Origin of the sequence: Nibribacter koreensis (genome assembly GCF_039541795.1) — a bacterium.
Classification (GTDB): Bacteria; Bacteroidota; Bacteroidia; order Cytophagales; family Hymenobacteraceae; genus Nibribacter; species Nibribacter koreensis.
This window is the reverse complement of the sequence record NZ_BAABGX010000003.1, coordinates 355,526-382,393: the sequence shown is the minus strand read 5'-3', so window position 1 is coordinate 382,393 and position 26,868 is coordinate 355,526. Positions and strand designations below refer to the sequence as shown.

Here is a 26,868-nt window from a genome sequence, read left to right as displayed (position 1 = left end):
GTGTCTAACATCTTCTAAATAAGGTGTTTCTTGTTTTTCACCATGTCATAGAGCAATTCGCGGGCGCGGTGCAACTGGGCTTTCACGGTGCCTAGCGGGGCGCTCAGCTCAGTGGCAATCTCCTCGTAAGAGAGCTCGTCAAAGTAGCGCAGGGTCACCAAGCGCTGGTACTTGTCTGGCAGTTTACTTACAATGTACTGCATAATCTCAATCTTCTGGTTCTTGATGGCCGTCTCCTGCGGATTGAGGTTGTTGTCTTTGAAATCTATAGTTATCTCATCGCCGTTATCAATCTTGATAGCCGAGTCAATGGACATGGTTTTGATCTTGTTCTTTCTAATGAAGTCAATGCAGTTGTTGGTGGCAATCCTGAACAACCAGGTACTGAATGCGTATTCTGGGTTGAATTTGTGCAGGTTGCGGAACGCTTTGGCAAAGGCTTCAATGGTCAAGTCTTCGGCATCGTCTGGGTTGCGCACCATTTTGAGCACCACGTGGTACACGGGCTTCTTGTAGATCTGCATCAGCTCAGCGTACGCCTTCTCATCTCCGTCCTCAACCGCCGACTGAATCAGTTTAAAATCGTGTTTCGCTTTCGCGGAGAACTGCTTATTTACTTCCATCTTACCTTTTTAGTCGTTAAAACAGAGATTCCAATCCCTATATATGTGAGGTAATACCCCATTTCCAGCACCGGTAATAACCACCAGGCAACCGGGTTGTGTAGACGCCTCGCCACGGGCACATAAGTGGCCAAAAGACCAAGATACCGTACCCCAATAATGAGGCCAACCCAGAGCAATTGCTGCTGCATGGCCAAAAGAATGGGTGATATTACATAAAATAGCCCGTTTGCCAAGACAAAAAGTCCGATTCTGAACCGGTCCCGTTTTTGGTACTGCTTGCCGGCGGCCATATGCCGCGTCTTCTGTCGCCACCATTTGCGCCACCGCGTTTCGGGGGCACTCTGGGTGTGGGCTTCTTCTTCAATGACAATCTGAACCTTGGAATGTTTGGCCGCCGCCTGAACGAATAAATCGTCATCGCCGCCCAACGACCGTATGTGTGATGCAAATCCCTTGTTCCGGAAGAAGGTTGATTTTGTATAGGCAAGATTTCTGCCTACCCCCATGTACGCTTGGCCCCGCTTGGCAAACGACAGATACTGCATTGCCGTCAAGAAGGTTTCAAATCTAATCAGTTGATTTAAGAATCCATATATTCTGATATACGGAGAAAAGCCTAAAACGATGTCATTCTTTTCCAGAAACCCGCTTGCCATGGTCTGGGCCCACATATTGGACACTGGCCGGCAGTCTGCATCTGTAAATAAAAGGTGCTCATGCTTAGCTGCTTTGATGCCCAAAAACAAGCCGTACTTTTTAGGGCTCATTTGGCTGGGCGTCTCCTGGGCCTGCACAATCCGTAACTGCGGGTACTGCTGCTGATATTCTTTCAATAACAGCCCGGTCCCATCCCAAGAACGATCATCTATGATAATAATTTCCCAGGGCTGAGGATATTCTTGCTCTAATAGAAGCGGCAACAGTTCTTCCAGGTTCTTTACTTCATTGTGCGCGCACACCAGAATGGACAGCGGCGGCAGGTCTGCTGGCGTGGCCGGTGCTTGGTGTTTGTGTAAGGCTAGTGGCAGAAAATAGTACAGCTCATAAAACAACTGCACCAACACGCAGGCGCCCAGCAAGAAGAGTAGCAGATATGGTAGAGTTAAATAGGCGTCCAAGGGAATCATAGAAGTATACCCAAAAGTAGTACAAAATTCTCTGTTCTGCGGTTATACCGTGGTCAATCTGTATCTTTGTGGTTTGGAGAAAACTCAAGGCTGATTGCTGAATTTTTAGCAACCAGCCAGAAAAGCATCTGGCTTTTCTCCAGCACTTTACCCCTTGTCCATGACCTTTGATTTAGTAGCGAAAGACCCTGCTTCCAAAGCCCGTGCCGGTGAACTCACCACGGCGCATGGCACCATACAAACGCCCATTTTCATGCCGGTGGGCACTGCCGGCACCGTTAAAGCCGTGCACCAGCGCGAACTCAAGGAAGACGTAAAGGCGCAGATTATTCTGGGCAACACCTACCACCTGTATTTGAGACCGGGCCTGAACGTGCTGGAAAAAGCCGGTGGCCTGCATAAATTCAACGGCTGGGACAGACCCATCCTCACTGACAGCGGCGGGTACCAAGTGTTCTCTTTGTCAGGCACGCGCAAGATCATTGAGGACGGCGTTAAATTCAGAAGCCACATTGACGGCTCCAGCCACCTGTTCACGCCAGAGAACGTGATGGACACGCAGCGCACCATTGGCGCCGACATCATCATGGCCTTTGACGAGTGCACTCCCTACCCGTGTGACTACCACTACGCCAAAAACTCCATGGACCGCACGCACCGCTGGTTGCAGCGTTGCATTGACCGTTTTGACAGCATAGAGCCCAAATACGGCTATGAGCAGACCCTCTTCCCCATTGTACAGGGAAGCACTTACAAAGACTTGCGTATACAGTCTGCGGAGATGATAGCCAGCAAGAACCGTCCGGGCAACGCCATTGGCGGCCTGTCTGTGGGCGAGCCCGCAGAGATGATGTATGAGATGACCGAACTGGTCTGCGACATACTGCCCGCTGACAAACCACGTTACCTCATGGGCGTGGGAACTCCGGCCAACATTCTGGAGAACATTGCGCTGGGCGTGGACATGTTTGACTGCGTGTTACCAACCCGTAACGCTAGAAACGGCATGCTGTTCACCACGCAGGGCATCATCAACATCAGGAACGAGCGCTGGAAAGAAGATTTCTCGCCCATTGACGCTGAGTTGGGCGGCTACGTAAGTACGTTCTATAGCAAAGCGTATTTGCGCCATTTGATGCATGCCACCGAGATGCTGGGCGCCCAGATTGCCAGCGTGCACAACCTCACCTTCTACCTGTGGTTGGTAGGTCAGGCACGCGAACAGATCATTGCCGGCACCTTCGCCTCTTGGAAAGATGTGATGGTGAAGAAATTAATGACGAGGCTGTAAGCCAGTTAAGAGTTTAGAGTTAAAAGTTATGAGTGCCAAAACGGAATCATGCTTTTATGGTTAGAAAAAATGAAGCTTATGTTTCTTATACCACAAACTTTAAACTCATAACTTTTAACTTTTAACTCTGCAAAGTTGAAGCTATTAGATAATTACATTCTCAAGAAGTTCCTGACCACGTTTGTGTTTGTGGTGATCATATTGATTGCGGTGATCTGCGTGATTGATTTTGTGGAGAAGAACGATGACTTCATCCAGAATAATCTTTCTGCCAAGACCGTCATCTTTGATTACTACGTCAACATGATTCCGCATTACATCAACATGCTGAGCCCCATCACGGTGTTCATTGCTACCGTGTTTGTGACGGCTAAACTGGCTTCACACACAGAGATTGTGGCCATCTTGAGCAGCGGGGTTTCCTTTAAGCGCATGCTGGTGCCGTACATCATTGGGTCGGTGATCATTGGTATTTTCATCTTCTTCTTCTCTTCGTATGTGATTCCCAACGCCAACAAAACCCGCGTGGCCTTTGAGATCAAATACGTTAAGAACCCTTATACCTATGAAGGCAGAAACGTACATTTCAGGATTGGGCCTGAGACGTTTGCGTATTTAGAGAGTTTTAACAACCACGCCAACGTAGGCTACAAATTCACGCTGGAAACCATCAAAAAGCAGGAATTGGTGCGCAAGCTTTCTGCCGAATCCATTAGATGGGACAGCACGAAGCAGAAGTGGCACATAGACGCCTACACGCTTAGAATCTTTAACGGTGACAAAGAAACCGTCACCACAGGCGGGCCCGTTGACACCACGCTCAACCTGCTGCCTAAAGACTTTGCCAGCACGTACCGCATGCGAGAGACGCTCACCATGGCAGAGTTAAATGACGTGATCAAGGAGAAACAAATGCGCGGCTCTACGGACATTGCCGAGTTCATGACCGAAAAATATGAACGTTACAGCTACCCCTTCGCCATCACGGTGCTCACCATCATTGGCGTGATCCTAAGCTCCAGAAAAGTGCGCGGCGGAGTTGGTTTTCAGATTGCCCTTGGGTTTATCCTGGCCTTTATCTTTATCATCTTCGTGATGATGTCCCGAAGCCTGGCCCAGGTAGGTGGCATTCACCCAATGCTGGCCGCCTGGATTCCGTTGGCTGTCTTCTCGGTCATCGGCGTGGTGCTCTATAAAACGGTACCACGCTAAAAAAACCGTTTTCTGCCTGTTTTCCAGAAAACAGGCAGAAAACGGCAATTCCCCTATTCAATATCCTACCATTAAAGCCCTCATTAGACTCTCGTGCAAAAGCCCCTGTTTAAAGACTATTTAGAACTGCACTTCATCATCCTGCTTTGGGGGTTCACGGCAATTCTAGGCAAGCTCATTTCTATCCCAGCGGTGGAGTTGGTATTTTACCGCACCATTCTGGCGGCAGTGGCATTGGCTGTGGTGATTAAACTGCGCGGTGAGTCATTCAAGATTGGCAAGCGAAATATTGTCAAGATTTTGGGCGTGGGCTTTATGATTGCGGCGCACTGGATTCTGTTCTTCGCGTCTGCGCGGGTGGCCTCTGTTTCCATCTGCTTGGCCGGCATGGCGACGGCCAGCCTCTGGACGTCTATTCTGGAACCCATCTTCACCAACAAGAAAATAAAAGCCCATGAGGTGGCCTTGGCCCTGCTAATCATCGTGGGGCTCTATGTCATCTTCCGGTTCGAGTTTGACCATGCGGTGGGCATTGCCATGGCGGTGGGCTCAGCGTTTCTAGCTTCCTGCTTCACCATCATCAACAGCAAGCTTACCAAACAACACGCGGCCACTACCATCACCTGCTATGAGATGGCGGGAGCCTGGCTGGCCACCACCCTCTTCCTGCCCTTCTACCGCAACTACATGACAGATTCTGGCACCTTGCAACTAGAGGCCAGTATGTGGGACTTTTTATGGGTGGGAATATTGGCTCTAGTATGTACCGTCTATGCCTACACCGCCGCCGTGCGCCTCATGCACAAATTCTCTGCCTACACCATGAACCTAACCGTGAACCTGGAGCCGGTCTATGGTATTCTGTTGGCGTGGTTTATCTTTAAGGAAGGCGAACAGATGTCGGCGGGATTCTATTATGGCGCGGCTATTATCCTGTTCAGCGTGTTTTTGCACCCTATTCTAGAATCATTGATTGCCCGACGCCAGCGTCTCTTAAAGGACGCCCTGCCAAATTGAGAATAAACTACTAATGATGATCAACTCAGATACGTACTGAAGAATACGTAACTGAAATAGGTCCAGAGAAGAGAGAATAACACATGGACACTGGTCTCAAACTTCTTTCCTTTCCAGAGCTCAGACGAGTAACCGAAGAACTGTATAAACAATCTGATCATCCAGAAGACGCCTAAACCTAAACAAAGCCGCTTTCCTAAAGTAGTCTGGGTTAGTTCCTGAGCGGAAGTGATGCAGAGAAGGCCCACCAGAAATACCGCTAGCGCAATAAAGAAAGTATGCACCGTCATCATTTGGCGGTTAATCAAACTCAGGGGTTTCAGATCCTCAGACCAATTGAAATACCTTGGAAAGACAAGGTGGGCCAAAGCCAAGACTATAGAAACGCCCCCAATAAGCCTAAGATGAACTTCCATTTTTGACGAGGATGAAAGTGGAGATAAAAGGTGTGATTTTCTTTTCTAGATGCACTGTCAAGTTTCCCTGTTGGAAAGTCTTAAGCCATGTGCTTTTGGAATAAAAATGAAAGAAGCCTATGTTGTAGGCCAAGAAGTTGGGCACATCTCTGAGATGTTCAGTAATATAGATTTGTCCAGTTGGTTTTACTACCCTTTCTAATTCTCTAAAGAACACACCTCTTTCTAGTTCATTGCGCACCTCATGCGCCGCCAAAGTCACAAAAATCTTGTCCATTGAATTATCCGGTAACTCTAGGTGATGAGTATTACCTTGAATAGTCCCTGCAAAAGCAGGATAAGCTTTTCTAGCCCGCTTGATAGAAACTTCTGTATGCTTTACAGGATCGTAAAAGTCATAAGAGAGAATGTCTGCAGCTGGAAATTTCTTCTTCAGCAAATGGCTTGTTTCATCAAAGCCGGCATTGATATTCAGAATACGTTGGTGGTTATGAATATCATCTATCCACTGCAATTGGTAGAGATTAGACACATCATACACATACCATGACACAATCAAGGAGACAGCCATACTACCTACTATCAGGGTGGCTAGAAGCAGAATATATTGCTTTAGCGGTAGTAAAAAGGTAAAGGCTACTAGTATTAAGGCAAGTACTAAGAACAGCGCAATTACATAGAAATGCCAGTTGAACCTTATAATATTGAGGACTCCTTGAAAGGGCTTTCTCATGGCGTCCATACCTCCTTTTTGCCTTTCTTCCAGAAATACGGCACGTCCCGTATGACAAAAGCATTTGCCAAGACTGGCTTGTGGAGAGATAGCGCTTTAAGAAAGGAAACGTGATATTTTAATACCCTGACAGGAGTAGGAGTCCAATGCTGCCTGACGCCTTCCACTATGAGGACCTCTTTGGTTTCTGGATTATAGGTAAACGTGAATGGCAATGGACCCGCAAAACGCCTGGCTTCTTTCCAATCTGTGAACGGAGAATCCTTGGGCAGTTGAACGACCTCTTCTTTGGTGTCTAATGTAATCTTAAAGTCTGACTGCTTGGAACAAATATCTTTCGCCCCGCCTAGTTCTGTTTGGCTGATATCTGTGGTGGTATACTTGTAGTGCGTGAAGAGATTGCCTACCAGCTCCATCTTCTTTTTATCTGTTTCAGACTTGAGGATATAAAGCCCCCGTAAGCGCTTACCTGCGTTGGTAGTGTACCTTACAAATATCCTGTAGCCGATCAGGAAAAAATCATTGCCCAAAAAAGCCGGAAATCCCTTCGGCCTGAGGCCCTTTGTCTGCACCAATGCCACCGCTACAAACGCCCATTTATCCTCAAATGTATCTAATTGCAGACATTCAGGAATGAGCGGTTGCAGTTGCTCTTTAGGTACCGCAAACGTGAGCACCAATGAACTATCAAAATATGCCTCTACCGCGAAAGGATGATTCTTCAGGAACGAGAGCATATTAAGCCTTTTGGTGCAAGTACAGGTGCCTGTTCAAGATAAATTCATTGTAATAGACTATCAGAATAAAGAGGAGCGCAAAAAATGAATTGAGCCTGCCCCAGAGGAGTAAGTCAGGCACCAGGAAGAACTCCAAGATGTTCATGGTGGCCACAATCGTTATCTGTGCTAAAGCATTCAGGCGCGTTTTTATCCTGCTCACTATCCAGACTGCCATTCCAATTTCAGATAGCCCAATGAGGATGGTGAAAGGCCGGGCAACTTCAGTCCCTAAAATCCTGCCCACAATCTGCTCATGCCGGTTAACCAAGTTAAGTACTTTACATATAAGACCATTCGCTAGCCAAACCAACGCGATGAAATAGGTTAAGAAAACATGAAGCGTCCTGCTGGCCATTTGGAATTGTAATGTGTATTAAGATTTACAAGACGCCCTGCCAAACTGAGTAGTCCTTAGGGAACGGTAGTGGTTGCACAGGCGCTTCTTTGAACAGGCCGTACATGGTAGATCCTGAACCTGACATGGACGCATACTCTGCTCCTAAGCTATAAAGCTGTTCTTTTATTTCTGCCAAGACAGGATATTTGGGAAAGAGGCTGGCCTCAAAGTCATTGACCACAGCATCTTTAAAAGTGTTTAGGGCTTGCGTCAAGAGCGTTTTCAGGCTTTTTTCTGGTAATTGGGGCAAAACGCCGGCATAGGCTTCGGCGGTGCTGATGCCAAAGTTGGGATACACCAATACAATATGCCAGCCTTTCAAATCTACCGTTAGCGGTTCAAACACGTCACCTTTCTCTACAGCCAGCACTGGTTTGTTCTGCACGAAGAAGGCGCAGTCGCTTCCTAATTGCCGGGCGTAGTTCTCCAGGTGTTCCGGAGTTAAATTCAGCGCGAAGAGGTCATTCAGAATTTTGAGGGTGAAGGCCGCATCGGCTGATCCACCGCCCAAGCCGGCCCCCATGGGAATGACCTTGTGCAAATGCATTTGGATAGCCGGCAGTTGAAAGTCATTTTTAAGCAGTTCATACGCCTTCCAGCAAAGGTTTTGGGTAGGCGCTCCCGGTACTGCCAACCCAGAGAGGGTGAACGCGGCCTCGCCAGTGGTAGGTAGAATCTCCAGCGCATCGGTCCAGTTAACCGGGTAAAAGCAGGACACCAGGTTATGAAAACCGTCTGGCCGCTTCTCTACCAACTGCAACCCAATGTTTATCTTCGCGTTCGGGAACTGAATCATGCCCGCAAAATACTAAACAGTTATCAGGATTCAGTATGTAGTAAACAGAAGGGAAATTGGTAACTTCCGTTTTTGGCCTGTTTTCAGGAAAAGTGGCTAAAAATGGAGTAAGTTAGGATTTCTTGCCTTTCATGATAAGAACAACTTTTGAATGTACGTTCAAGAAATAACCATCCACATACAATCCGCAGATGACATAGAAGCTATGGAAGAGGAGTTCGGTTTACTTCTAGCGCACTACCGTCAAAATGGACAGACTCAGGGGAAATTTGAATCCCAATTTTTAAATGGCACGAAGATAGTTTGTTACCCATTTACCCACGAAAAAGATTCCTTGAGCCAGGTTTACAACAACTTTTATGTAAACAGGCAGAGCAAAAAAATCGAGGAGCTTTGTGAGGCCCAAATACAATTTAGTACTGTAGGCAAGGCTTATGAGAGCTATACAGGAGCTTGTAGCTGTGATAAACCAAGCTTCTATATTTTAATCACAAATTACCTCACCATACAATCACCCATCACCTGTGGAGATTGCAATTGCGCTGTACCTCTTTATAAACTTCCAAGCTATTATGACCACGGTTATGGCCCAATCTTAAGCTGGGAATCTAATTATAATAGTTGTGACACTCTGCAAATGAACAGCGAGATAGGTGAACAATGGGCCCTTAATCAAATGCAGAAATTTAACTCCCCCCTATCAAAACAAGGTATTGATATTTGTAGAAGAATAGAAGAACTAACCCAAACCCCCACTTATTACTACCTGTTTCATTACCGAAAGACGAAGATGAAAGAAAACTCTACTTCTTGTCCAAGTTGCGGAGGTAAATGGCAACTTTCAAATCAGCTTCATCGGTTTTATGATTTCCAATGCCCGAAGTGTAGACTTTTGTCAACCGTTTCTTTAAACTCCTAAAGACCTTATTAATAAAACATCAACTTCAATGTACCTTCCCCACGGAAAACGCTTTTTAGACCTTCTGCTAGCCGGAACCGCGCTTCTGTTGCTCTGGCCGGTGATGTTAGCTGTGGCCGTGGCGTTGTGGTTTGGGTTTGATGGAAAGGTCCTGTTCAGGCACCAACGGCCAGGATTACGAGGCAAAGCCTTCACATTCTACAAGTTCACCACCATGACCCAGCGCCGTGATGCAAATGGAGAGTTGTTACCAGATGAACAGCGCTTGACACCTTTAGGCAGGTTCATCAGAAAGACCTCTCTGGACGAGTTACCGCAATTGTGGAATGTGATCAAGGGAGATATGAGTCTGGTGGGACCGCGGCCTTTGCTCATGGAGTATCTACCATTATATACACGGGAGCAGGCCAGTCGCCACTCGGTGAAACCTGGCATTACGGGCTGGGCGCAGGTAAATGGCCGTAACCTGCTAACCTGGGAAGAAAAGTTTACTTTTGACGTGTGGTACGTGGAACATGTCTCTTTTAAAGTTGACCTGCACATCCTATGGCGTACGTTCAAACACGTTTTCAAACCCGAAGGCATATCGGCACCCAACACCGCCACAATGCCACGGTTTACCGGTTCTTCTAATACTGCTTCATGAGTAACTCAGGAAAAGATATTGTCATTGTAGGGGCCGGCGGTCTGGGCCGCGAGGTCTTGATGCTCATTCATCAGATTAACCAACACACCCCTACCTGGAATTTCTTGGGCTTTTACGACGATGCCGCTCCGGCAGAAGACTTCCGTTTTCCTTATTTAGGCACCGTGGATGACCTCAATGCTACCCCTGTTCCCTTACACGCTGTCATTGCTATTGGTGATTGTCAGGCAAAGGCCAAGGTAGTTGACAGGCTCTTCAACAACTTCTTGCTATTCCCGGTGCTGGTGCACCCATCGGTCATCAATGAAGCGATGCAAATCAACCAGATAGGCGAAGGAAGCATCATCTGCCAGAACACCATCCTTACCACTAATGTCCTTTTGGGCAAACATGTCTTGCTGAATCTGGCCTGTACCGTGGGTCATGACGCCACACTGGGCGACTACTGTTCCCTTATGCCCCAGGTAGCAGTTAGTGGAGGCGTACGGCTAGGCAAAGGCGTCTACATGGGCACCAACAGCTCTATTCTGCAATACAAAACCGTGGGCGCGTTTACCACCATAGGCGCGGGCGCAGTCGTCACCCAAGACCTCCCCGACCATTGCACGGCCGTGGGCGTACCGGCCAGAATCATCAAGCAAGCGGTATGAGCACCAATCAGGATTTTATCTACCTCTCGCCGCCGCATATGGGGGGCAGGGAGCAGCATTACATCCAGCTGGCGTTTGACCAGAACTGGATTACCACTGCGGGCGCGAACGTAGACGGTTTTGAAAAAGAACTGGCTACGTACGTAGGAATGCCGCAGGCCGCCGCTCTTTCTTCTGGCACGGCGGCCTTGCATCTGGCCTTGTTGGCTTTGGGCATTAGCCCGGGCGATGAGGTGTTCTGCTCTAGCTTTACCTTCGTGGCTAGTTCCAACCCCATTCGTTACGTAGGCGCAACGCCTGTTTTGATTGACAGCGAACCTTCTACTTGGAACCTTAGTCCTAAGGCACTGGAACAAGCTTTAGAAGACCGTAAACAGAAAGGCAAACTTCCCAAAGCGCTCATTGTGGTGCACCTGTACGGAATGCCTTCGCGCATGCAGGAGATTCTGGAGTTATGCCAGCACTATGCCGTGCCAGTCATTGAAGACGCCGCCGAGGCCCTGGGCTCTACTTATAACGGCCAGCAGATGGGCAGTTTTGGGGTGGCAGGTTTCTACTCCTTCAACGGAAACAAGATAATCACCACGTCTGGCGGCGGCGCGCTGGTAGCCCATGACCAAGCTATGGTAGAGAAGGCCAAATGGCTGGCCACCCAAGCCAAAGAACCCACGCCGCATTACCATCATACCACCATAGGGTACAATTACCGCCTCAGCAACATCTGCGCGGGCATTGGGCGTGGACAATTGGAAGTGTTAGAGGAACGCATCCAGCAGAAACGACAGGTCTTTGCAAACTATCAAACGCTGTTACAAGACATAGAGGAAATCCAATGGCAACCAGAACCCGAAGGCTTTACTAGCAACCGCTGGCTTTCCTGTTTCACTATTAAAAAAGGAAGTGGTATCACGCCAGAGAAAATACGGCTGGCGTTGCTTTCAGAACAAATTGAAAGCCGACCACTCTGGCAACCCATGCACCAGCAACCGTTGTACCAAGGCTGTGACTACTTCGGGGAGAACGTCAGCGATGATTTGTTCGCCAGAGGATTGTGCCTTCCTTCGGGCACTCAGCTTACTTTTCAGCAACAGAACCGTGTGGCGGAAGTGATTAGGAGATTTTTTAGGAAGTAGAAATACAGTTCACTAATGAACTTCATTCGGTTGAAGCTCTCTTACAAGTTTCTATGTAATCTGCCTTAACTAACAGCAGATACTCCCCTAAAGGATTACTCAAACGAGAGTTTGAAGTAGCGAGCGAAGCCCTGGAGAGGGGTGTTTACATTTGCAATAATAACCCCCTCATCCTAACCTTCTCCCTCAGGGAGAAGGGACTGACGCTGTCCGTTTTTGGCCTACTTTCTGTAAAACAAGCCAAAAACGCCTTTTACTATATTGCGTCTAGTGCTTTCTCTAAATCAGCGATTAAATCCTCTGCCTCTTCAATGCCCACAGACAAACGAATCAAGCCCGTAGAGATTCCCAGTTTAGCACGTTGCTCTTCGGTGAGCGCTCTATGCGAGGTGCCTAATGGATACGAAATAGAGGAAACCACGCCTGCCAAGGAAGGCGCAAAGGGAATATGCGACAGTCCGCGCATGAAGCGGTTCACGGTCTCTACTTCGTCTTTGATTCTGAAGGACAGCATTCCGCCAAACCAGCCTTTTCCTTGAGCAGAAGCCAAAGCGTGCTGTGGATGGTCGGGTAGACCTGGGTAATAGACTTCGCTTACTTTAGAGTGGTTTTGCAGGTAAGTTGCCAAAGCCAAGGCATTCTCTGAATGCTGACGGATGCGAAGTTTCAAAGTCTTGAGACCACGAGCGGCTAGCCAGGAATCAAACGGACTTAAATTCAAGCCCCAAGCCACCACGATCTGCTTAGCCCGCTGGGCATCTGCGGTTTCTTTGGCCACTACAACGCCTGCCGTCACATCACTGTGCCCAGAAAGGTATTTCGTTACGCTGTGAATGACCATTTCAGCGCCCAATTCCAGAGGTTTGGTGATGACCGGCGAAGCAAAAGTATTGTCCACTACCAATTTCACGCCGTGCTTCTGGCACTCTTCCGCTACTTTGGCCAAGTCCAATACCGTCATCATGGGGTTACTGATTGTCTCTACCAATAGCACTTTTGTATTGGCTTGCACATAGTTTCCAAAGCTGTACATCTCCCCCATCGGCACGAAACTCACCTGCACGCCCATGCGCGTCAACTCTTGCGTAAGCAAAGCGGCAGAGCCTCCATAGATTTCCTCGGCGCACAGGACATGGTCTCCAGACTGGCAGTACACCAGCATAGCCGTCAAAATAGCCGACATGCCCGAGGAAGTAGCCACTGCGCCCTGTCCGCTCTCCAGTTGGTTCACCTCTTCGGCCAACTCATCTGTATTAGGGTTGCCATTGCGGCTGTATAGGTAGCTCTGACCCGGTATCTCAAAATAAGCTTCCAATGCGTTCAAGTCCTCAAAGGTGAACACAGAAGTCTGGTAGATGGGCGTAACTTTTGGTGATATGGACACGGCGGGTTAATTAAGAATTAGTAATTAATAATTAAGAATTGCAGGAGTATTTTATTTGATTAATCAGGACGATTAAATTACATAAATAGTGCGGATGAAGTTGTAAATACCACTCCTCAAATACCATCCGCCATATTATTTACAAAGAACCTTAAATGCGTTTCTTGAATAGATGAACATCTGCCTCTGTTTGTATTCTGGCAGTTCTTGAATGAAGTAATCAGGTTCGTATGCGCTTATAGTTTTGAATTCTTCCCTTGTGAGTATTTCAAATTTATAATTAACTCCATCAGAAACAGTATAAGTAGTCGTTCTGCCACCCCCATTGTGCTTAGTAGTGTAGTTCAGTGAATCTTGATTTAGAGTCCAGAAGCCTAATCGTGACAATTCATCCAATAGCAAGTCACCTTTCTTTTTTCTTATTTTCTGTTTGGTGATAAATGGCTTGCTAAAACTCTTGTCATTCTTCTGCTTTGAAGTGTAGCGCAAACAATACCATGCATCATCTTTAGTTGCTAGAATTCTGTATTCGCATCTATTACTCCACCAATAACTTTCTTCTGAGTAAGAAATCAAAAAATCATATTGGTCATGAAAGGCCTTATAAATGACAGAATTGTTACGCTCATGCAGATTTGTGCTTGCCTCAATGTGTGGCAAGTTTTGACCTAACACACCAAATGAACTAGCAATGAAAAAGATTAGTAACTGAATCTTCATAATTAGTTCTTTCCTTGAAGTGCTTATTCTATATGCTTTCTTCTAATGGCTCTCAATAGCTATGGTTGGGTGCCCGCCACAACTAGCAATCAACAATTCTAAAGGTAAGCAGAAAGCGGTAAATGTACTGATGACGTTTTTGACCTGTTTTCTGGGAAACAGGCCAAAAACGATAGTAAAAGCGAAAGCCCGCCTTCTTTGCAGAAAAACGGGCTCTCAAAATGAAAAACAGGAAATCTTAGGCGGTTACGGCTTCGGCCAAGACAATAATCTTATTGTCCAGTACTTCCACAACTCCCCCGTCAATCTGGAATACCACTGATGCACCAGTAGTAGGCGTCACGCGCACAGGACCGTTAGCCAAGGCACTAATCAAGGCGGCGTGGTTGTTCAACACTTCAAAGCCACCATTAATACCAGGAAACTGAACTGAAGTCACGTCGCCTTCAAATACTCTCTTATCTGGGGTGATGATTTCTAAATACATCTGTATTAGTTAAGAGTTTAGAGTTAAGAGTTGAAAGTTAGTGGTTGCCCACTCTTCACTTTTAACTCTTAACTTTTAACTAAAGAAATTACTTTGCTTCGGCCATCATTTTCTGACCCTTGGCAACGGCATCCTCAATGGTACCTACCAAGTTGAAGGCAGACTCAGGAAGGTTGTCATGCAGACCGTCCATGATTTCGTTGAAGCCACGGATGGTGTCTTTGATGTCTACCAACACACCCTTCAAGCCGGTGAACTGCTCGGCTACGTGGAATGGCTGAGACAAGAAACGCTGCACACGACGCGCTCTGTGTACTACCAACTTATCTTCTTCAGATAATTCGTCCATACCCAAGATAGCGATGATGTCTTGCAATTCTTTGTAACGCTGCAAAATCTCTTTCACGCGCTGGGCCGTGTTGTAGTGCTCTTCGCCTACTACGTCTGCGGTCAAGATACGTGAGGTAGAATCCAGAGGGTCTACCGCAGGGTAGATACCCAACTCAGAGATTTTACGAGACAATACAGTGGTGGCATCCAAGTGAGCAAACGTTGTTGCTGGAGCCGGATCCGTCAAGTCATCTGCAGGTACGTAAACGGCCTGTACAGACGTAATGGAACCACGCTTAGTAGACGTGATACGCTCTTGCATGGCACCCATCTCAGTAGCCAAGGTTGGCTGGTAACCTACCGCAGATGGCATACGACCCAAGAGAGCCGACACCTCAGAACCTGCCTGCGTGAAACGGAAGATGTTGTCAATAAAGAAAAGGATATCTCTACCAGCACCAGTACCGTCACCGTCACGGAAAGACTCTGCTACCGTCAAACCTGACAAGGCTACACGGGCACGGGCCCCAGGAGGCTCGTTCATCTGACCGAACACGAAGGTTGCTTTTGATTCTTTCAGGGCTTCCTGGTCTACTTTAGAAAGATCCCATCCACCGTGCTCCATTGACTCCATGAAGGCGTCACCGTAGCGCACAATGCCAGACTCAATCATCTCGCGTAGTAAGTCATTACCTTCACGGGTACGCTCACCTACACCGGCAAATACAGAAAGACCACCGTGGCCTTTGGCGATGTTGTTGATCAACTCCTGGATCAATACGGTTTTACCTACACCGGCACCCCCGAACAAACCAATTTTACCCCCTTTGGAGTAAGGCTCGATCAAGTCAATTACTTTGATACCTGTGTACAAAACCTCAGAAGACGTAGAAAGGTCCTCAAAACGAGGTGCGTTTCTGTGGATAGGAAGGTCGCCTTCGCTTACTGGCTGTGGAATACCGTCAATGGCTTCGCCAATTACGTTGAACAGACGGCCTAGCACGTTATCGCCGGTAGGCATTGAGATAGGAGACGCCAAGTCGGTTACTTCCATACCGCGGGTAAGACCTTCGGTTGCGTCCATTGCAATGGTACGTACGCGGTCTTCGCCTAAGTGCTGCTGAGTCTCAAGTACCACGCGGGCACCGTTCGCCTTCACCACCACCAGGGCATCCATGATGTTGGGCAACTTAGAATTCTCACCCGAGAAGCTAACGTCCACTACCGGACCGATCACCTGGGTAATTCTGCCAATATTCGCCATTTGGTTGGTTTATAAATATTTAGATAGATACAGTACTCAATCAGGGTGCAAAAATAGAGCATTCTGTCTTGATTTCCATAGAAGTATCTAAAAATCTTTGGGATTTGACGCACTCCTCTTTGAATAGTGCCTCATCCGCCTAACATTCAGGCAATTTTCAATATAGAAAAAGGCGTATATATCTGTTTCTCTTGAAGGGACAAAGACTTACTTACTCAAAATACTTAAAGACAGAGCCTTTTACCTATTATAGGTTAGCAGAACCAATCCAACGGCAATGGCTATGGTCAGAAACAGGAACAACAGCTCAGCCTTCACCTTAGAAGTATCTCCATGATTCAGGGCCAGCCATATGTTCTGCACTCTTTTATAAACTGCGAAGGCAGCAAATGGAAGGATAAAAATATAGAGCAGCGTCATTTGTGTATTAGCTTTTTAGTCACAGGCGCAGGCGTTGAACTTGAAGTCGAAGCGCCCGTTGCTCAGTGTGACGGTCTTTCCTGTTTTGTCTTTTAGAATTAAATGAAATTCGCCAGAGATAATCTGGTTCATTTTGTCAATTTTAGTAATAATAAATCGGCTACCGGGCTGTGGCAAATCACCATAACTTTCAAAAGATTCGCTCTTAAAAAAAACTCCAACTGAATCAATCTTTTCACCTACACTAGTAACTGTTCCAATTAGAGCAGTAGAGATTGTAAGATAGGACAGAACCTTTTTATCACTTCTTGCAAATAAAAAATCAATTCCATTTTGGTTAGCGAATGGATAGCTCACCCTCGCCGAATATTTCCCGTAGGGGTCCTGCCCCATCCCGCACTCAAAGTAGGGCACCCACACCTCGCCGCCTTCCAGCGTGAAGCCCACGGTGTTCCTGCCCTCCTGGGTGGCCTCGGGAAGCTTGGCGTTCTTGGTGGGGTCGTCTTTCTTGCAGCCAGAGAGAAGGAGGAGGCTTACAAAAGGAAGGAGCAGTAGCTTTTTCATGGGAGGGGAAGCTTTGGTGGGCTAGAGGAAAGATACTTATTTTATTTCACCCACAATTCCTTCTTTCCCTAAGCCGCGGAATCTTCCACTAGCTTAACCGGTTGCCCCAAAATCTGCATGGCCCGCTCCCATTCAAATTCACTGCGCAAATGCACAAACACGTGGTTGCCGTGCCGTACCAGGCGCACGTCTTCCAATACGCTTTCCAATTTGGCGTCTAGTTTATTTAACGTGCAGGTATAGACCGGACTGGCAGACCTGAAATAAAACCAAAGGGTGACTTCTGTGGCTTCCATAATTATAGAGCTTGGTATAAGAGCGTCACCAAAGACCCTAGAGAGACCCACCAGAAAAAGTCAACCACCATTGCATTGGCACCAAGAAAGGGAGAAGTCTTACCAGGGAGCTCATGCACACTTTCCTGCTGAATCCGTTTTTGGCCTGTTTTCCGTAAAATACGCCTAAAACGCTCATGTCGGCTGGCTTTCTCTAGCGTGGGTAAGAAATAACTTTCCTGCTGCTTTTGTGGCGGAAGGGCGTGCGTTAAAGTAGAAGTGCCGGTAATGTGCTTTGACGCTTCACCAATGACCATCCAATCCAGTTCTGCCTCGTCTTCGCGCAGGTACAGGATATTGGTGAGTTGGTTGGAGAGGTGGTACACATACAACTTTGTGGGGGTTAACTCTTTGTTTCTCATAGCGGTTGCCATTACATAAAACATTACCCTGTAAGTCTACGGCTTCCATTTTTACTTCACCAGCCCCACCGCCAAGCTTAACCAAAGCATAACCGCCTCTTCATCTTCGCCTAACTAATTGGTAACCATTTCTTCATTTTTGGGCTACTTTTCTGAAAACAGGCTAAAAACGAATACAAAAGAGGCAGGCGCGTTCAAAAGGAATCTCTATTTTTGCCTTGTCATTTCACCAAACCTGTACCTGCTTTGGAAAACCAGACCACGCTCACCACTGTTGACACCGCTCAGAAACTGGGCCTCCTCCCCGAAGAGTTTGACCGCATCAAAGAAATCCTGGGCCGCACGCCCAACTTCACAGAACTGAGCATCTTCTCGGTGATGTGGTCAGAGCACTGCTCTTACAAAAATTCCATTGTCTGGCTCAAGACCTTGCCCAAAGATTCTCCGCGCATGTTGGCCAAGGCCGGCGAAGAGAACGCGGGTCTGGTAGACATTGGTGACGGACTGGCCTGTTCCTTTAAGATAGAGTCGCATAATCACCCGTCAGCCTTAGAACCATACCAAGGCGCAGCCACCGGCGTGGGCGGGATTAACCGTGATATCTTCACCATGGGCGCGCGTCCTATTGCGCAGTTGAACTCCCTGCGTTTCGGGAACATCAACTCAGACAAGACCAAAGGTTTGTTGCGTGGGGTTGTGAAAGGCATCGGGGATTATGGCAACGCCTTCGGGATACCAACGGTGGGCGGTGAGTTGTTCTTTGACGAATGCTACAACATCAACCCGCTGGTAAACGCCTTCTCTGCCGGTATTGTAGAAGTAGGCAAAACCGCCAGCGCCACGTCGTATGGCGTGGGCAACCCGGTGTTCATCATCGGGTCTGCTACGGGCAAGGACGGTATCCATGGAGCGGCCTTCGCGTCTAAAGATATTACTGAGGATTCTGTGAACGACCTGCCTTCTGTACAAGTTGGTGACCCGTTCCAAGAGAAATTATTGCTTGAGGCTACGCTGGAGATTCTGGCAACTGGTCATGTGATTGGTATGCAGGACATGGGTGCCGCCGGTATTACGTGTTCTACTTCAGAGATGAGTGCCAAAGGCGAACACGGCATGGAAATCTGGCTAGACAAAGTGCCAACCCGCCAGGCCAACATGCAACCGTTTGAGATTCTACTTTCTGAAAGCCAGGAACGCATGTTGGTAGTGATGGAGAAAGGTTCTGAAGACCTAATCCTGCAAATCTGCGACAAGTGGGACATGACCTGTGAGCAGATTGGCGAAGTAACCGACACCAAACGTCTTCGCTATTATGTAAAAGGCGAATTGGTAGCCGATGTGCCCGCTGATGATTTAGTATTAGGCGGAGGTGCCCCCGTGTACCACAGAGAATACAGAGAGCCCGCGTATTACCAAGAGGCCCAGAAATTCAACATTGACTCTGTTCAAGAGCCCACCAACTATAAAAAAGTAGCCGAGTTCCTGGCCACGCACCCTAACATTGCCTCTAAACGCTGGGTGTACAAGCAGTATGACTCCATGATCGGCACGGCTACCTTGACCACCAACCGTCCGGCAGACGCGGGCGTGGTGAAAGTGAAAGGCTCTAACAAAGCCCTGGCCATGACCGTGGATTGCAACAGCCGTTACGTGAACGCCGATCCTGAGCAAGGCACCGCCATTGCCGTGGCCGAGGCCGCCCGTAACATTGTTTGCGCCGGCGGTGAGCCCGTAGCCATCACCAACTGCCTCAACTTCGGGAACCCATACGTGCCGGAAGTGTACTGGCAGTTTGTGGGCGCCATCAAAGGAATGGGTAAAGCGTGTACTGCGTTTGGTACGCCGGTAACCGGCGGTAACGTGAGTTTCTACAACCAGTCCTCAGATGAAGGTCCTGTGTTCCCTACGCCTACCATTGGTATGTTGGGTCTCATTGAAGACAAGGCCAACACCATGACCATGGCGTTCCAAAAAGAAGGCGACCTTATCTATTTACTAGGCGAAGCCCAGAACGACATTGCCTCTAGTGAGTACCTCTATTCTTACCACAGCGTGAAACTGTCTCCGGCCCCGGCCTTTGATATGGAGAAAGAGCTGTTGGTGCAGAAAACGGTGAAAGAACTCATTGAGAGCCGTTTGGTACAATCTGCCCATGACTGTGCAGACGGTGGTTTGTACATCACCTTGCTGGAATCTGCCATGTACCATCACTTGGGCTTTGAGATTGCCACAGATAAAAATTTCCGGAAGGATGCTTATTTATTTGGTGAGAGCCAGGGCCGTATTGTGGTGAGCATAGACCCTGCCCAGCGCGAGACCTTTGAGAAAGCCGTGACAGGCAACGGTCTGGTATTCACTCAACTTGGCGTGGTGACTGGTAAGAACGTGGTGGTAGACGGCGAAGTTTTCCATGACATTGAGACCATTAAAAACAGCTATGACACCGCGCTGGAGCGGATTATGGAATAAATTTTCTGATTTTTTTTAGTGCGGGGTATTGCGCTGAATAATTTCTTTCCTACCTTTGCATCACCAAACGATAGCAATGCTGTCTAAGGGAGATTGTCCGATGGTGTAACTGGCAACACGTCTGATTTTGGTTCAGAAGAGTCCAGGTTCGAAACCTGGTCGGACAACGTAAAAAGACGCCTCTACCTTAACCGGAGAGGCGTCTTTTTTTATGCGCAGAGTTGTATTTTTTTGAAGGATAGGGTGTTACGCAAGTATTTATACCGTACTTTTGCACCACCAAACCCTTCAGCCTTACAACTATGACTCCTACAGTTAAAATCTTCTCCGGCACTGAGTCCCGGTATTTCGCAGAACAGGTAGCGGCCGCCTATGGCACTACGTTAGGTGACTTGACCATTCAGCGTTTTTCTGACGGAGAGGTTTCTGTCCATTTCAATGAGTCCGTGCGTGGTTGTGAAGTATTCTTAATTCAGTCTACTTTTCCGCCGGCAGACAACTTGATGGAGTTGATGTTATTAGTAGACGCGGCCAGAAGGGCTTCGGCGCACAAAGTGATTGTGGTCATGCCGTATTACGGCTACGCCCGCCAAGACAGAAAAGACAAGCCCCGGGTTTCTATTGGAGCCAAAGTGATGGCCAACGCTATTCAGTCGGTAGGCGCGGATCGTTTGATGACCTGCGACTTGCACGCCGGCCAGATACAAGGCTTCTTTGACATACCGGTAGATCATCTGGACGGGTCGGCTATTTTTGTGCCGTATCTGCGCAGTTTGAACCTAGGTCAGGATTTGATCTTCGCTTCTCCAGATGTGGGGGGCGTGGTAAGAACCAGAAGCTTTGCCAAGGTTTTTGGCGTGGAGATGGTGGTCTGCGACAAGCATAGAAAGCGTGCCAATGAGATTGCCTCTATGCAGGTGATTGGAGACGTGGAAGGCATGGACGTGGTCTTAGTGGATGACCTGGTTGACACCGCCGGAACCATCACCAAAGCCGCCGAGTTGCTGAAAGCCAAAGGCGCCAAGAGCGTACGGGCAATTGCCACGCACGGTGTATTGTCTGGCCCGGCCTATGAGCGCATTGAGAATTCTGTTTTAGAAGAGCTAGTGATTTCAGACACTATTCCTTTAAAACAGCAGTCTTCTAAAATAAAAGTGCTGACCTTCTCTGACCTGTTTGCCAGAGCCATCAGCAACGTAGTGACCCATGATTCTATCAGCTCTCTGTTTATCTAATTGCTGATTGTTAATTGTTGATTGCTATTTAAATAAAGAGATCTTGTGTCTAATATCTTGATACTTGTGTCTCACTAAAGAGTTTTTTCATTTTTTATTTATAACCATTTTTTATGCAAAGCTTAGAGATTATAGGGTTTAAAAGAGCAAATCTCGGTAAATCCGAAGCTAAGGCGCTTCGTGAGGAAGCTCAAGTTCCATGTGTATTGTACGGCGGTTCTGAGCAAGTTCACTTCTCATCACCGGCTATCTTGTTCCGTGAGTTGGTTTACTCTCCAAACGTATACCAGGTAGAATTAAACGTAGAAGGCACAATCTACAAGGCCATCATGCAAGACTTGCAGTTCCACCCAGTGAACGAGCAGTTGTTGCACGTAGACTTCTTGTTGTTGAACGACGAGAAAGAAGTGAAAGTAGACGTTCCAGTTCGTTACGTAGGTACTTCTCCAGGTGTAATGGCCGGTGGTAAATTGGTAACCAAACTGCGTAAACTACGCGTGAAGGCGCTTCCAGCTAACTTGCCAGATTCAATCGCGGTTGACATTTCTGGCCTTGAGCTAGGTAAGTCTATCAAAGTGAGCAAAATCACGCCAGAAGGCTACACCATCTTGACTAACCCACTTTCTCCAGTTGCTACGGTAACTATCCCAAGAGCCCTGAAGAGCGCTCAGACAGAAGAGAAAAAAGGCAAGAAATAGTCTTAGCTTTTCCCTTTACAAAAATCCTGTTCTGCCTCGGCAGGGCAGGATTTTTTTTGTTTAAGCGAATGTGTAGAATTGTGGCTTCTAGCAATCCTCAATCTTCCGTTTTTAGCCTGTTTTCTGGAAAACAGGCTAAAAACGACTACTCAAGTTTTATGCAATGTGCAGGAGACAAGGCAGTGCCGTTGTCTCTACTATACGCGCCAGCGCATACAGGCATTGCCACGGCTCCACCAGCAGTCCGCCTGCCGACCGACCTTGCGCAGGGCAGCCTTGGCTGTGCGCCCGGAGCATGGGCAGGGACCGAGTAATGGTTTGCCATCTGGCAGAGGCGTAAGCTGGCTATGAAACAAGTCACGCCAGCCAGGTGCACAATCCGAAGAAAAGCTGTCTGAGCGGCAGCGAGTTTCTTTTCTTCTTGATTCTTTTGGTTACTTTTCTCATCAAGGAGAAAAGTGACAAACACGGGCAGAAAGTAAGATAAGAGATGATTGTATGGAAGGAGCTGGGAGGCAGCGGCTTGAACGGCAGTTTGGGCAATCCTCAAGGGAGAATCCGCATTTGGCAAAGGATATAGACTCGCGACTCAAAACTCGTACGTCATCCCCCTACCCCCTTCAAAGGGGGACGAAGAAGCTCCTTAAGCAAAACCCGTTTTTAACCTGATTTCCAGAAAACACGTCAAAAACGAACATCCTTCACAAAGCATTCCTTGGTTGCTGGTTATTGTTCCCTGTCTCCTGTTCAGTACCTTTGCCAAATGCTACACCGTTTATTCAACTGGCTTACCGGCAACAAACCGCCACGGCCAACGGATGCAATACCTTCAGACATGAAATATTTATTAGTGGGCTTGGGCAACATTGGTCCAGAATACACAGAGACGCGGCACAACATTGGCTTTATGGTCCTTGATTACCTAGCCAAGAAGCAAGAGGTTTCTTTTGACACGGGCCGCCATTCGTTTGTTACCGAGTTCAAGCACAAAGGCAAGCATTTTACCCTGGTCAAGCCTACCACCTATATGAACCTGAGCGGCAAGGCCGTGGCGCATTGGTTGAGCGTCTTGAAGATTCCGGCAGAGCAAATGCTAGTGATTACTGATGACCTGGCCCTGCCGTTTGGCAAATTACGGATGCGGGCCAAAGGCAGCGCTGGTGGGCACAACGGCCTCAAGCACATTGAGCAAACCTTAGGCAACAATGAGTATCCGCGCCTAAGATTCGGGGTTGACTCGCAGTTCTCCAAAGGCCGGCAAGTAGATTACGTCCTGAGCCCTTTCTCTGAAGACGAGAAAATTGACTTGGGCACCTACATTGAGAAAGCCGCCGAGATGAGCCTTTCCTTTGGTACCATTGGCCTGGAACGCACCATGAACTTCTTTAATAAATAGATACAGCTACCAAACATGCATAAAAAAGGAGCAGCTCTATCGCTGCTCCTTTTTTATGCGCAAGGCTTTCCTTGAATTGTAAATACCTTCAGTTGGAGGAGACCGTCTATTTGCTGTCCTACCTCATTTCCAGCTATTGTTAATTGGGTGACGCCGTCCTTTACCTTCTCTTTGGGAGTCTGACAGTTTGGATGGTCTAATACAAGCATGGCTTGCTCTAATGGCGACTGGAAACTCTTTTTTACTTGTTGCTGCAAGGCTAGAAGAGACTGCTGCACTTGGTGCAATTGCGCCTCTTCTTCCTGTCGGGCTATTTTATTTCTTCTCAGTTCAAAATGCTTCATCACCTGGCGGGCCAAGACTTCTAAGCCCATGCGTTGGTCATGGGTGAGGATACGTGGCACGATGTCTATCACGCACAAGGTGCCCAAGACGTGTCCTTGCGGAGTAATCAAGGGCGCCCCGGCATAAAATCGCAGATTGGCGCCACCCACCACCAAAGGATTGTCTGCAAACCTGACATCCTTGCTAGCATCTGCCACTTCTAGCAGGCGGGGCGCCTGCACCACATGCTGGCAGAATGAGCTGGCTATAGGCGTTTCCGTTAGCGTCAATCCCACCTTAGACTTGAACCACTGCCGGTCACTGGCTACCAGAGAAATAACGGCAATGGGAGTACCACAGACAAGGGCCGCCAGTTCGGTGAGCTGGTCTAATTCCTCCTCAGAAGAAGTGTCCAGCAGATCATACCTGTCCAGGGCTTGCAAGCGCTGCTGTTCTTGTGGCGGGGCAGTTATATTTCTTTTTTTCAGCAAGGTATTCATAGTTTGGAGGGAAGGATTGGAAGGAGAATGAAGTAAAGGTAGCTCAGGCTCAGGGGCATATGGAAATTACTCGCTGTACTTGAATTCCTACCGGTTGAATCAAGGAATAACCACGTTGTTTTCTAAACAAGATTATAAGTTTCTCTACTTTTACGGCTCGCAATCCCCAGTCCTCATGAAACGCATTCTAGCCCTGTACGGAAACGCTTATGGTGGCCTCTCCAGAGAGGCCTGGTTTCTGGCGGCCGTCATGTTCATTAACAGAAGCGGGGCCATGGTGGTGCCTTTCCTGAGCGTGTACCTGACAGAGTCGCTGGGCTTCACGTTAAAGCAGGCGGGTATTCTGCTCAGTCTGTTTGGGGTGGGCTCTATGTGCGGCACCTTTCTGGGCGGCTGGCTTACAGACCGCATTGGGCATTTTAAGGTACAGCTGGGCAGTCTGGTATTTGGCGGGCTTTGGTTTTTTGTGATGGTACAGCTAGACACCTTTGAGCTCTTCGCGGGAGGTATCTTCTTGCTCAGCATCATGACCGAGTGTCTGCGTCCGGCCAATGCCTCGTCGGTGAGTTACTATGCCAAGCCAGAGAACGTAACGCGAGCCTTCTCCTTGAACCGGATGGCCATTAACCTGGGCTTTTCCATTGGCCCGGCCCTGGGCGGTTTGCTGGCCACCATCTCCTACCAGTTTCTGTTCATGGCAGACGGGTTCACCTGCCTGGCGGCTGGCGCGCTTTTTTACTTTTACTTCAGAAACAAGACGGGCCATACCAAGCCTGTGAAGAATGAAGCGCAAGTAGCATCTAAGTCACCGTACCAGGACTGGCTGTTTGTGCTGTTTGCGGTGCTGTGCTGTCTTTTTGCCATCTGCTTTATGCAGTTTTTCAGTACCATGCCGCTGTATTTCAGGCAGGTGTACAGGCTGAGCGAACTGGAGATTGGCGCCTTGCTGGCGTTCAATGGCCTGATTGTTTTCTTTGTGGAGATGGTGCTGGTCTACTTGCTGGGCGAACGGGTTTCGCTCTGGAAACTGATTGTCTTTGGACTGGTCTTGTTGGCGGCGGCCTTTGTGTTCTTGAATGTCTTTGTGGGCTTCTGGGTCTTGCTAGTGTCAGTGACTTTGATGAGCCTGGCCGAGATCTTTGCCATGCCCTACATGTCTACGCTCACGGTACAACGGTCGGGTCCGCAGAACCGAGGCTCCTACATGGCTCTGTACAGCTTGTCTTATTCGGCGGCTCATATTGTGGCACCTTTTGCGGGTACCACCGTCATTGCTACCTACGGGTTTGATACCTTGTGGTGGGGCGCTAGCGTGGTCTGCATAGCTACGGCCGTTGGTTTCTATTTTGTAGTCAAGCGCCTGACCGCAGTTTAGCCTTTCATTTTTAGTCTATTTTCTGGAAAACAGGCCAAAAACGAAGGGCTCTTGTTGTTTACCCTTTCACCTGCCATGATCATGATGAAACTTAGGTTTGTGTTGTTTCTCGTCTTGGGTCTTATCTTTTTGGGATGTACATCCGTTAAGAAGGCCCAGACCCAGAAAGATATGTTTGTATACGTGGGCACCTACGCCAAACCAGACACCGAAGGAATTTTTGGCTATCGTCTCAACGAGGAGACCGGAGAATTGACGCAGGTTCTACGCGTGAAGGCAGGTCCCAACCCTTCTTACCTGGCCATCACCTCTGACAGAAAGTACCTGTATGCCGTGAACGAGGTTACGGAGCATGAAGGCCAGAAGAGCGGGGCCGTGAGTGCGTTTGCCATTGACCCCACCACCGGCAACCTGACCTTCTTGAACCGCCAGCCTAGTTTAGGCGGCGCTCCCTGCTACATCAGCTTAGACGAGAAGAACCAGATGGCGTTGGTGGCTAATTACGTGGGCGGCAATGTAACGGCCTTGCCCCTGCAAGAGGATGGCAAATTGAAAAGCGCAACAGACATGGACCAGCACGTGGGCAAGGGTCCCAAGCCTCAGCAAGAAGCCGCCCATGCCCATTGCATTCTCCCAGCCCCTGGCAACCAGTTCGTCGTGGCAGTAGACTTGGGCATTGACCAGATCATCAGCTACAAACTAAATGCATCTGCTGGTGGAACATTGGAAAGACAACCGCAACCAGCGTTTCAAGCCAAGGCAGGAGCCGGGCCGCGGCATTTGACCTTTCACCCCAATAAGCGCTTTGCCTATGTCATGAATGAGCTAGACGGCACCATCTCAGCCTTACGCTTTCAGCAGGACAAAGGCTCATTCACAGAGATAGAAACGGTCTCCGCCATCCCAAAAGGATACACCGGCCAGGTATCTGGCGCAGACATTCACGTGTCTCCAGACGGCCGCTTTGCATATGCCTCTAACCGAGGGCACAACAGCATTGGGGTGTTTAAAATAGAGGAAGAAAGCGGTAAACTAACGTTGGTCCAGCACATGAGCACGCACGGGGACTGGCCGCGTAATTTTACGTTGACGCCTTCGGGCAAGCTAATGGTGGTGGCTAACCAGCGGTCTAATAATATCACAACTTATCATGTGAACAGGCAGACAGGACACCTAACGTATACCGGAAAATCAATAGAACTCTCCTCGCCGGTGTACTTACAAGTAGTTAAAAATTTTACACCTACCAGTAAGTAGAAATCC

28 protein-coding genes and 1 tRNA gene are annotated in these 26,868 nt (G+C 48.2%); 14 read left to right on the top strand and 15 right to left on the bottom strand.

Annotated elements, in window-relative coordinates; all coding sequences use genetic code 11:
* Positions 1-14 precede the first annotated feature (14 nt).
* Together ABD880_RS17015 and ABD880_RS17010 are read right to left on the bottom strand one after the other, a co-directional pair.
* Positions 15-623, bottom strand: a complete 609-nt coding sequence (locus tag ABD880_RS17015) for an RNA polymerase sigma factor (RefSeq protein ID WP_066505647.1) — start codon at positions 621-623, stop codon at positions 15-17.
* Positions 614-1,753, bottom strand: coding sequence for a glycosyltransferase (locus tag ABD880_RS17010; protein WP_345168791.1), 1,140 nt, complete (start codon positions 1,751-1,753; stop codon positions 614-616). Before ABD880_RS17010 ends, ABD880_RS17015 begins: the two co-directional genes overlap by 10 nt.
* Positions 1,754-1,913: 160 nt before the next feature.
* On the opposite strand from ABD880_RS17010, the gene tgt reads away from it, so the two are divergent.
* The 3 genes from tgt (at position 1,914) to ABD880_RS16995 (ending at position 5,273) form a co-directional block, all read left to right on the top strand.
* Positions 1,914-3,044: a tRNA guanosine(34) transglycosylase Tgt gene (gene tgt / locus ABD880_RS17005; RefSeq protein ID WP_345168788.1), complete on the top strand. Its 1,131-nt coding sequence runs from the start codon at positions 1,914-1,916 to the stop codon at positions 3,042-3,044.
* 135 nt (positions 3,045-3,179) lie between these two features.
* Positions 3,180-4,256, top strand: a complete 1,077-nt coding sequence (locus ABD880_RS17000) for an LptF/LptG family permease (RefSeq protein ID WP_345168786.1) — start codon at positions 3,180-3,182, stop codon at positions 4,254-4,256.
* 93 nt (positions 4,257-4,349) lie between these two features.
* The gene (locus ABD880_RS16995) at positions 4,350-5,273 is read left to right on the top strand and encodes a DMT family transporter (RefSeq protein ID WP_345168784.1); all 924 of its coding nucleotides are present in this window, start codon (positions 4,350-4,352) and stop codon (positions 5,271-5,273) included.
* 20 nt (positions 5,274-5,293) lie between these two features.
* Here the strand turns inward: ABD880_RS16995 and ABD880_RS16990 are convergent, their stop codons facing one another.
* The 5 genes from ABD880_RS16990 to ispE form a co-directional block, all read right to left on the bottom strand.
* Positions 5,294-5,581, bottom strand: coding sequence for a hypothetical protein (locus tag ABD880_RS16990; protein WP_345168782.1), 288 nt, complete (start codon positions 5,579-5,581; stop codon positions 5,294-5,296).
* Between the two features lie 91 nt (positions 5,582-5,672).
* Positions 5,673-6,422 (bottom strand): class I SAM-dependent methyltransferase, encoded by a 750-nt coding sequence (locus tag ABD880_RS16985; RefSeq protein ID WP_345168779.1) that lies wholly within the window; start codon positions 6,420-6,422, stop codon positions 5,673-5,675.
* Complete coding sequence (locus ABD880_RS16980) at positions 6,419-7,159, bottom strand: DUF2071 domain-containing protein (protein WP_345168776.1); 741 nt, start codon at positions 7,157-7,159, stop codon at positions 6,419-6,421. Before ABD880_RS16980 ends, ABD880_RS16985 begins: the two co-directional genes overlap by 4 nt.
* Position 7,160: 1 nt before the next feature.
* The gene (locus ABD880_RS16975; RefSeq protein ID WP_345168774.1) at positions 7,161-7,556 is read right to left on the bottom strand and encodes a DoxX-like family protein; all 396 of its coding nucleotides are present in this window, start codon (positions 7,554-7,556) and stop codon (positions 7,161-7,163) included.
* Between the two features lie 25 nt (positions 7,557-7,581).
* Complete coding sequence (gene ispE, locus ABD880_RS16970; protein WP_345168771.1) at positions 7,582-8,394, bottom strand: 4-(cytidine 5'-diphospho)-2-C-methyl-D-erythritol kinase; 813 nt, start codon at positions 8,392-8,394, stop codon at positions 7,582-7,584.
* Between the two features lie 151 nt (positions 8,395-8,545).
* Between ispE and ABD880_RS16965 the strand changes: the two genes are divergently transcribed.
* From ABD880_RS16965 to ABD880_RS16950, 4 genes are read left to right on the top strand one after another with little or no spacing between them, the layout of a single operon-like run.
* Positions 8,546-9,313 (top strand): DUF2310 family Zn-ribbon-containing protein, encoded by a 768-nt coding sequence (locus tag ABD880_RS16965; RefSeq protein WP_345168768.1) that lies wholly within the window; start codon positions 8,546-8,548, stop codon positions 9,311-9,313.
* A 28-nt stretch (positions 9,314-9,341) separates the two neighbouring features.
* Entirely contained in the window at positions 9,342-9,959 is a 618-nt protein-coding gene (locus ABD880_RS16960) for a sugar transferase (protein WP_345168765.1), read from the top strand.
* Entirely contained in the window at positions 9,956-10,609 is a 654-nt protein-coding gene (locus tag ABD880_RS16955) for an acetyltransferase (RefSeq protein WP_345168762.1), read from the top strand. The genes ABD880_RS16960 and ABD880_RS16955 overlap by 4 nt, the downstream gene beginning before the upstream one ends.
* Positions 10,606-11,742, top strand: a complete 1,137-nt coding sequence (locus ABD880_RS16950; protein ID WP_345168760.1) for a DegT/DnrJ/EryC1/StrS family aminotransferase — start codon at positions 10,606-10,608, stop codon at positions 11,740-11,742. Before ABD880_RS16955 ends, ABD880_RS16950 begins: the two co-directional genes overlap by 4 nt.
* A 256-nt stretch (positions 11,743-11,998) precedes the next feature.
* Here the strand turns inward: ABD880_RS16950 and ABD880_RS16945 are convergent, their stop codons facing one another.
* From ABD880_RS16945 to ABD880_RS16915, 7 genes are all read right to left on the bottom strand, one after another.
* A complete protein-coding gene (locus ABD880_RS16945; RefSeq protein ID WP_345168757.1) occupies positions 11,999-13,126 on the bottom strand; it encodes a trans-sulfuration enzyme family protein in 1,128 nt (375 codons plus the stop codon).
* 135 nt (positions 13,127-13,261) lie between these two features.
* The gene (locus ABD880_RS16940) at positions 13,262-13,846 is read right to left on the bottom strand and encodes a hypothetical protein (protein WP_345168754.1); all 585 of its coding nucleotides are present in this window, start codon (positions 13,844-13,846) and stop codon (positions 13,262-13,264) included.
* Between the two features lie 238 nt (positions 13,847-14,084).
* Positions 14,085-14,333, bottom strand: coding sequence for an ATP synthase F1 subunit epsilon (gene atpC / locus ABD880_RS16935; RefSeq protein WP_345168752.1), 249 nt, complete (start codon positions 14,331-14,333; stop codon positions 14,085-14,087).
* Positions 14,334-14,421: 88 nt separating this feature from the next.
* Positions 14,422-15,927 carry a F0F1 ATP synthase subunit beta gene (gene atpD, locus ABD880_RS16930; RefSeq protein WP_066505684.1) on the bottom strand — a complete coding sequence of 502 codons (1,506 nt, stop codon included), beginning with the start codon at positions 15,925-15,927 and terminating at the stop codon, positions 14,422-14,424.
* 435 nt (positions 15,928-16,362) lie between these two features.
* Positions 16,363-16,911: a Riean_0653 family protein gene (locus tag ABD880_RS16925; RefSeq protein WP_345168747.1), complete on the bottom strand. Its 549-nt coding sequence runs from the start codon at positions 16,909-16,911 to the stop codon at positions 16,363-16,365.
* A 68-nt stretch (positions 16,912-16,979) separates the two neighbouring features.
* Positions 16,980-17,207, bottom strand: a complete 228-nt coding sequence (locus ABD880_RS16920) for a hypothetical protein (RefSeq protein WP_345168745.1) — start codon at positions 17,205-17,207, stop codon at positions 16,980-16,982.
* A gap of 2 nt (positions 17,208-17,209) precedes the next feature.
* A complete protein-coding gene (locus tag ABD880_RS16915) occupies positions 17,210-17,608 on the bottom strand; it encodes a hypothetical protein (RefSeq protein ID WP_345168742.1) in 399 nt (132 codons plus the stop codon).
* Positions 17,609-17,854: 246 nt separating this feature from the next.
* Between ABD880_RS16915 and purL the strand changes: the two genes are divergently transcribed.
* The 5 genes from purL (at position 17,855) to pth (ending at position 23,406) form a co-directional block, all read left to right on the top strand.
* Positions 17,855-20,077 (top strand): phosphoribosylformylglycinamidine synthase subunit PurL, encoded by a 2,223-nt coding sequence (gene purL, locus ABD880_RS16910; protein WP_345168740.1) that lies wholly within the window; start codon positions 17,855-17,857, stop codon positions 20,075-20,077.
* A gap of 94 nt (positions 20,078-20,171) precedes the next feature.
* Positions 20,172-20,244, top strand: a tRNA-Gln gene (locus tag ABD880_RS16905).
* Positions 20,245-20,379: 135 nt separating this feature from the next.
* Entirely contained in the window at positions 20,380-21,312 is a 933-nt protein-coding gene (locus ABD880_RS16900) for a ribose-phosphate pyrophosphokinase (RefSeq protein ID WP_345168737.1), read from the top strand.
* Positions 21,313-21,425: 113 nt separating this feature from the next.
* Positions 21,426-22,010, top strand: coding sequence for a 50S ribosomal protein L25/general stress protein Ctc (locus tag ABD880_RS16895; RefSeq protein ID WP_345168734.1), 585 nt, complete (start codon positions 21,426-21,428; stop codon positions 22,008-22,010).
* A gap of 835 nt (positions 22,011-22,845) precedes the next feature.
* Entirely contained in the window at positions 22,846-23,406 is a 561-nt protein-coding gene (pth, locus tag ABD880_RS16890; protein ID WP_345168731.1) for an aminoacyl-tRNA hydrolase, read from the top strand.
* Positions 23,407-23,459: 53 nt separating this feature from the next.
* On the opposite strand, the gene ABD880_RS16885 is transcribed toward pth, so the two are convergent.
* A complete protein-coding gene (locus tag ABD880_RS16885; RefSeq protein WP_345168729.1) occupies positions 23,460-24,221 on the bottom strand; it encodes a GAF domain-containing protein in 762 nt (253 codons plus the stop codon).
* A gap of 184 nt (positions 24,222-24,405) precedes the next feature.
* On the opposite strand from ABD880_RS16885, the gene ABD880_RS16880 reads away from it, so the two are divergent.
* Positions 24,406-25,605, top strand: coding sequence for an MFS transporter (locus ABD880_RS16880; RefSeq protein WP_345168726.1), 1,200 nt, complete (start codon positions 24,406-24,408; stop codon positions 25,603-25,605).
* Positions 25,606-25,656: 51 nt separating this feature from the next.
* Positions 25,657-26,862: a lactonase family protein gene (locus ABD880_RS16875; protein ID WP_345168723.1), complete on the top strand. Its 1,206-nt coding sequence runs from the start codon at positions 25,657-25,659 to the stop codon at positions 26,860-26,862.
* Positions 26,863-26,868 lie beyond the last annotated feature (6 nt).

Excerpts from the sequence above, each read along its gene's own strand:
- ABD880_RS16880 (WP_345168726.1), top strand. The coding sequence starts at position 24,406 with ATGAAACGCATTCTAGCCCTGTACGGAAACGCTTATGGTGGCCTCTCC.
- atpC (WP_345168752.1), bottom strand. The coding sequence starts at position 14,333 with ATGTATTTAGAAATCATCACCCCAGATAAGAGAGTATTTGAAGGCGAC.
- ABD880_RS16920 (WP_345168745.1), bottom strand. The coding sequence starts at position 17,207 with ATGGAAGCCACAGAAGTCACCCTTTGGTTTTATTTCAGGTCTGCCAGT.
- tgt (WP_345168788.1), top strand. The coding sequence starts at position 1,914 with ATGACCTTTGATTTAGTAGCGAAAGACCCTGCTTCCAAAGCCCGTGCC.
- ispE (WP_345168771.1), bottom strand. The coding sequence starts at position 8,394 with ATGATTCAGTTCCCGAACGCGAAGATAAACATTGGGTTGCAGTTGGTA.
- atpD (WP_066505684.1), bottom strand. The coding sequence starts at position 15,927 with ATGGCGAATATTGGCAGAATTACCCAGGTGATCGGTCCGGTAGTGGAC.
- ABD880_RS16965 (WP_345168768.1), top strand. The coding sequence starts at position 8,546 with ATGTACGTTCAAGAAATAACCATCCACATACAATCCGCAGATGACATA.
- ABD880_RS16895 (WP_345168734.1), top strand. The coding sequence starts at position 21,426 with ATGCAAAGCTTAGAGATTATAGGGTTTAAAAGAGCAAATCTCGGTAAA.
- pth (WP_345168731.1), top strand. The coding sequence starts at position 22,846 with ATGAAATATTTATTAGTGGGCTTGGGCAACATTGGTCCAGAATACACA.
- ABD880_RS16980 (WP_345168776.1), bottom strand. The coding sequence starts at position 7,159 with ATGCTCTCGTTCCTGAAGAATCATCCTTTCGCGGTAGAGGCATATTTT.
- ABD880_RS17015 (WP_066505647.1), bottom strand. The coding sequence starts at position 623 with ATGGAAGTAAATAAGCAGTTCTCCGCGAAAGCGAAACACGATTTTAAA.
- ABD880_RS16975 (WP_345168774.1), bottom strand. The coding sequence starts at position 7,556 with ATGGCCAGCAGGACGCTTCATGTTTTCTTAACCTATTTCATCGCGTTG.
- ABD880_RS16925 (WP_345168747.1), bottom strand. The coding sequence starts at position 16,911 with ATGAAAAAGCTACTGCTCCTTCCTTTTGTAAGCCTCCTCCTTCTCTCT.
- ABD880_RS16955 (WP_345168762.1), top strand. The coding sequence starts at position 9,956 with ATGAGTAACTCAGGAAAAGATATTGTCATTGTAGGGGCCGGCGGTCTG.
- ABD880_RS16985 (WP_345168779.1), bottom strand. The coding sequence starts at position 6,422 with ATGAGAAAGCCCTTTCAAGGAGTCCTCAATATTATAAGGTTCAACTGG.
- ABD880_RS16900 (WP_345168737.1), top strand. The coding sequence starts at position 20,380 with ATGACTCCTACAGTTAAAATCTTCTCCGGCACTGAGTCCCGGTATTTC.
- ABD880_RS16940 (WP_345168754.1), bottom strand. The coding sequence starts at position 13,846 with ATGAAGATTCAGTTACTAATCTTTTTCATTGCTAGTTCATTTGGTGTG.
- ABD880_RS16960 (WP_345168765.1), top strand. The coding sequence starts at position 9,342 with ATGTACCTTCCCCACGGAAAACGCTTTTTAGACCTTCTGCTAGCCGGA.
- ABD880_RS16950 (WP_345168760.1), top strand. The coding sequence starts at position 10,606 with ATGAGCACCAATCAGGATTTTATCTACCTCTCGCCGCCGCATATGGGG.
- ABD880_RS17010 (WP_345168791.1), bottom strand. The coding sequence starts at position 1,753 with ATGATTCCCTTGGACGCCTATTTAACTCTACCATATCTGCTACTCTTC.
- ABD880_RS16915 (WP_345168742.1), bottom strand. The coding sequence starts at position 17,608 with ATGAGAAACAAAGAGTTAACCCCCACAAAGTTGTATGTGTACCACCTC.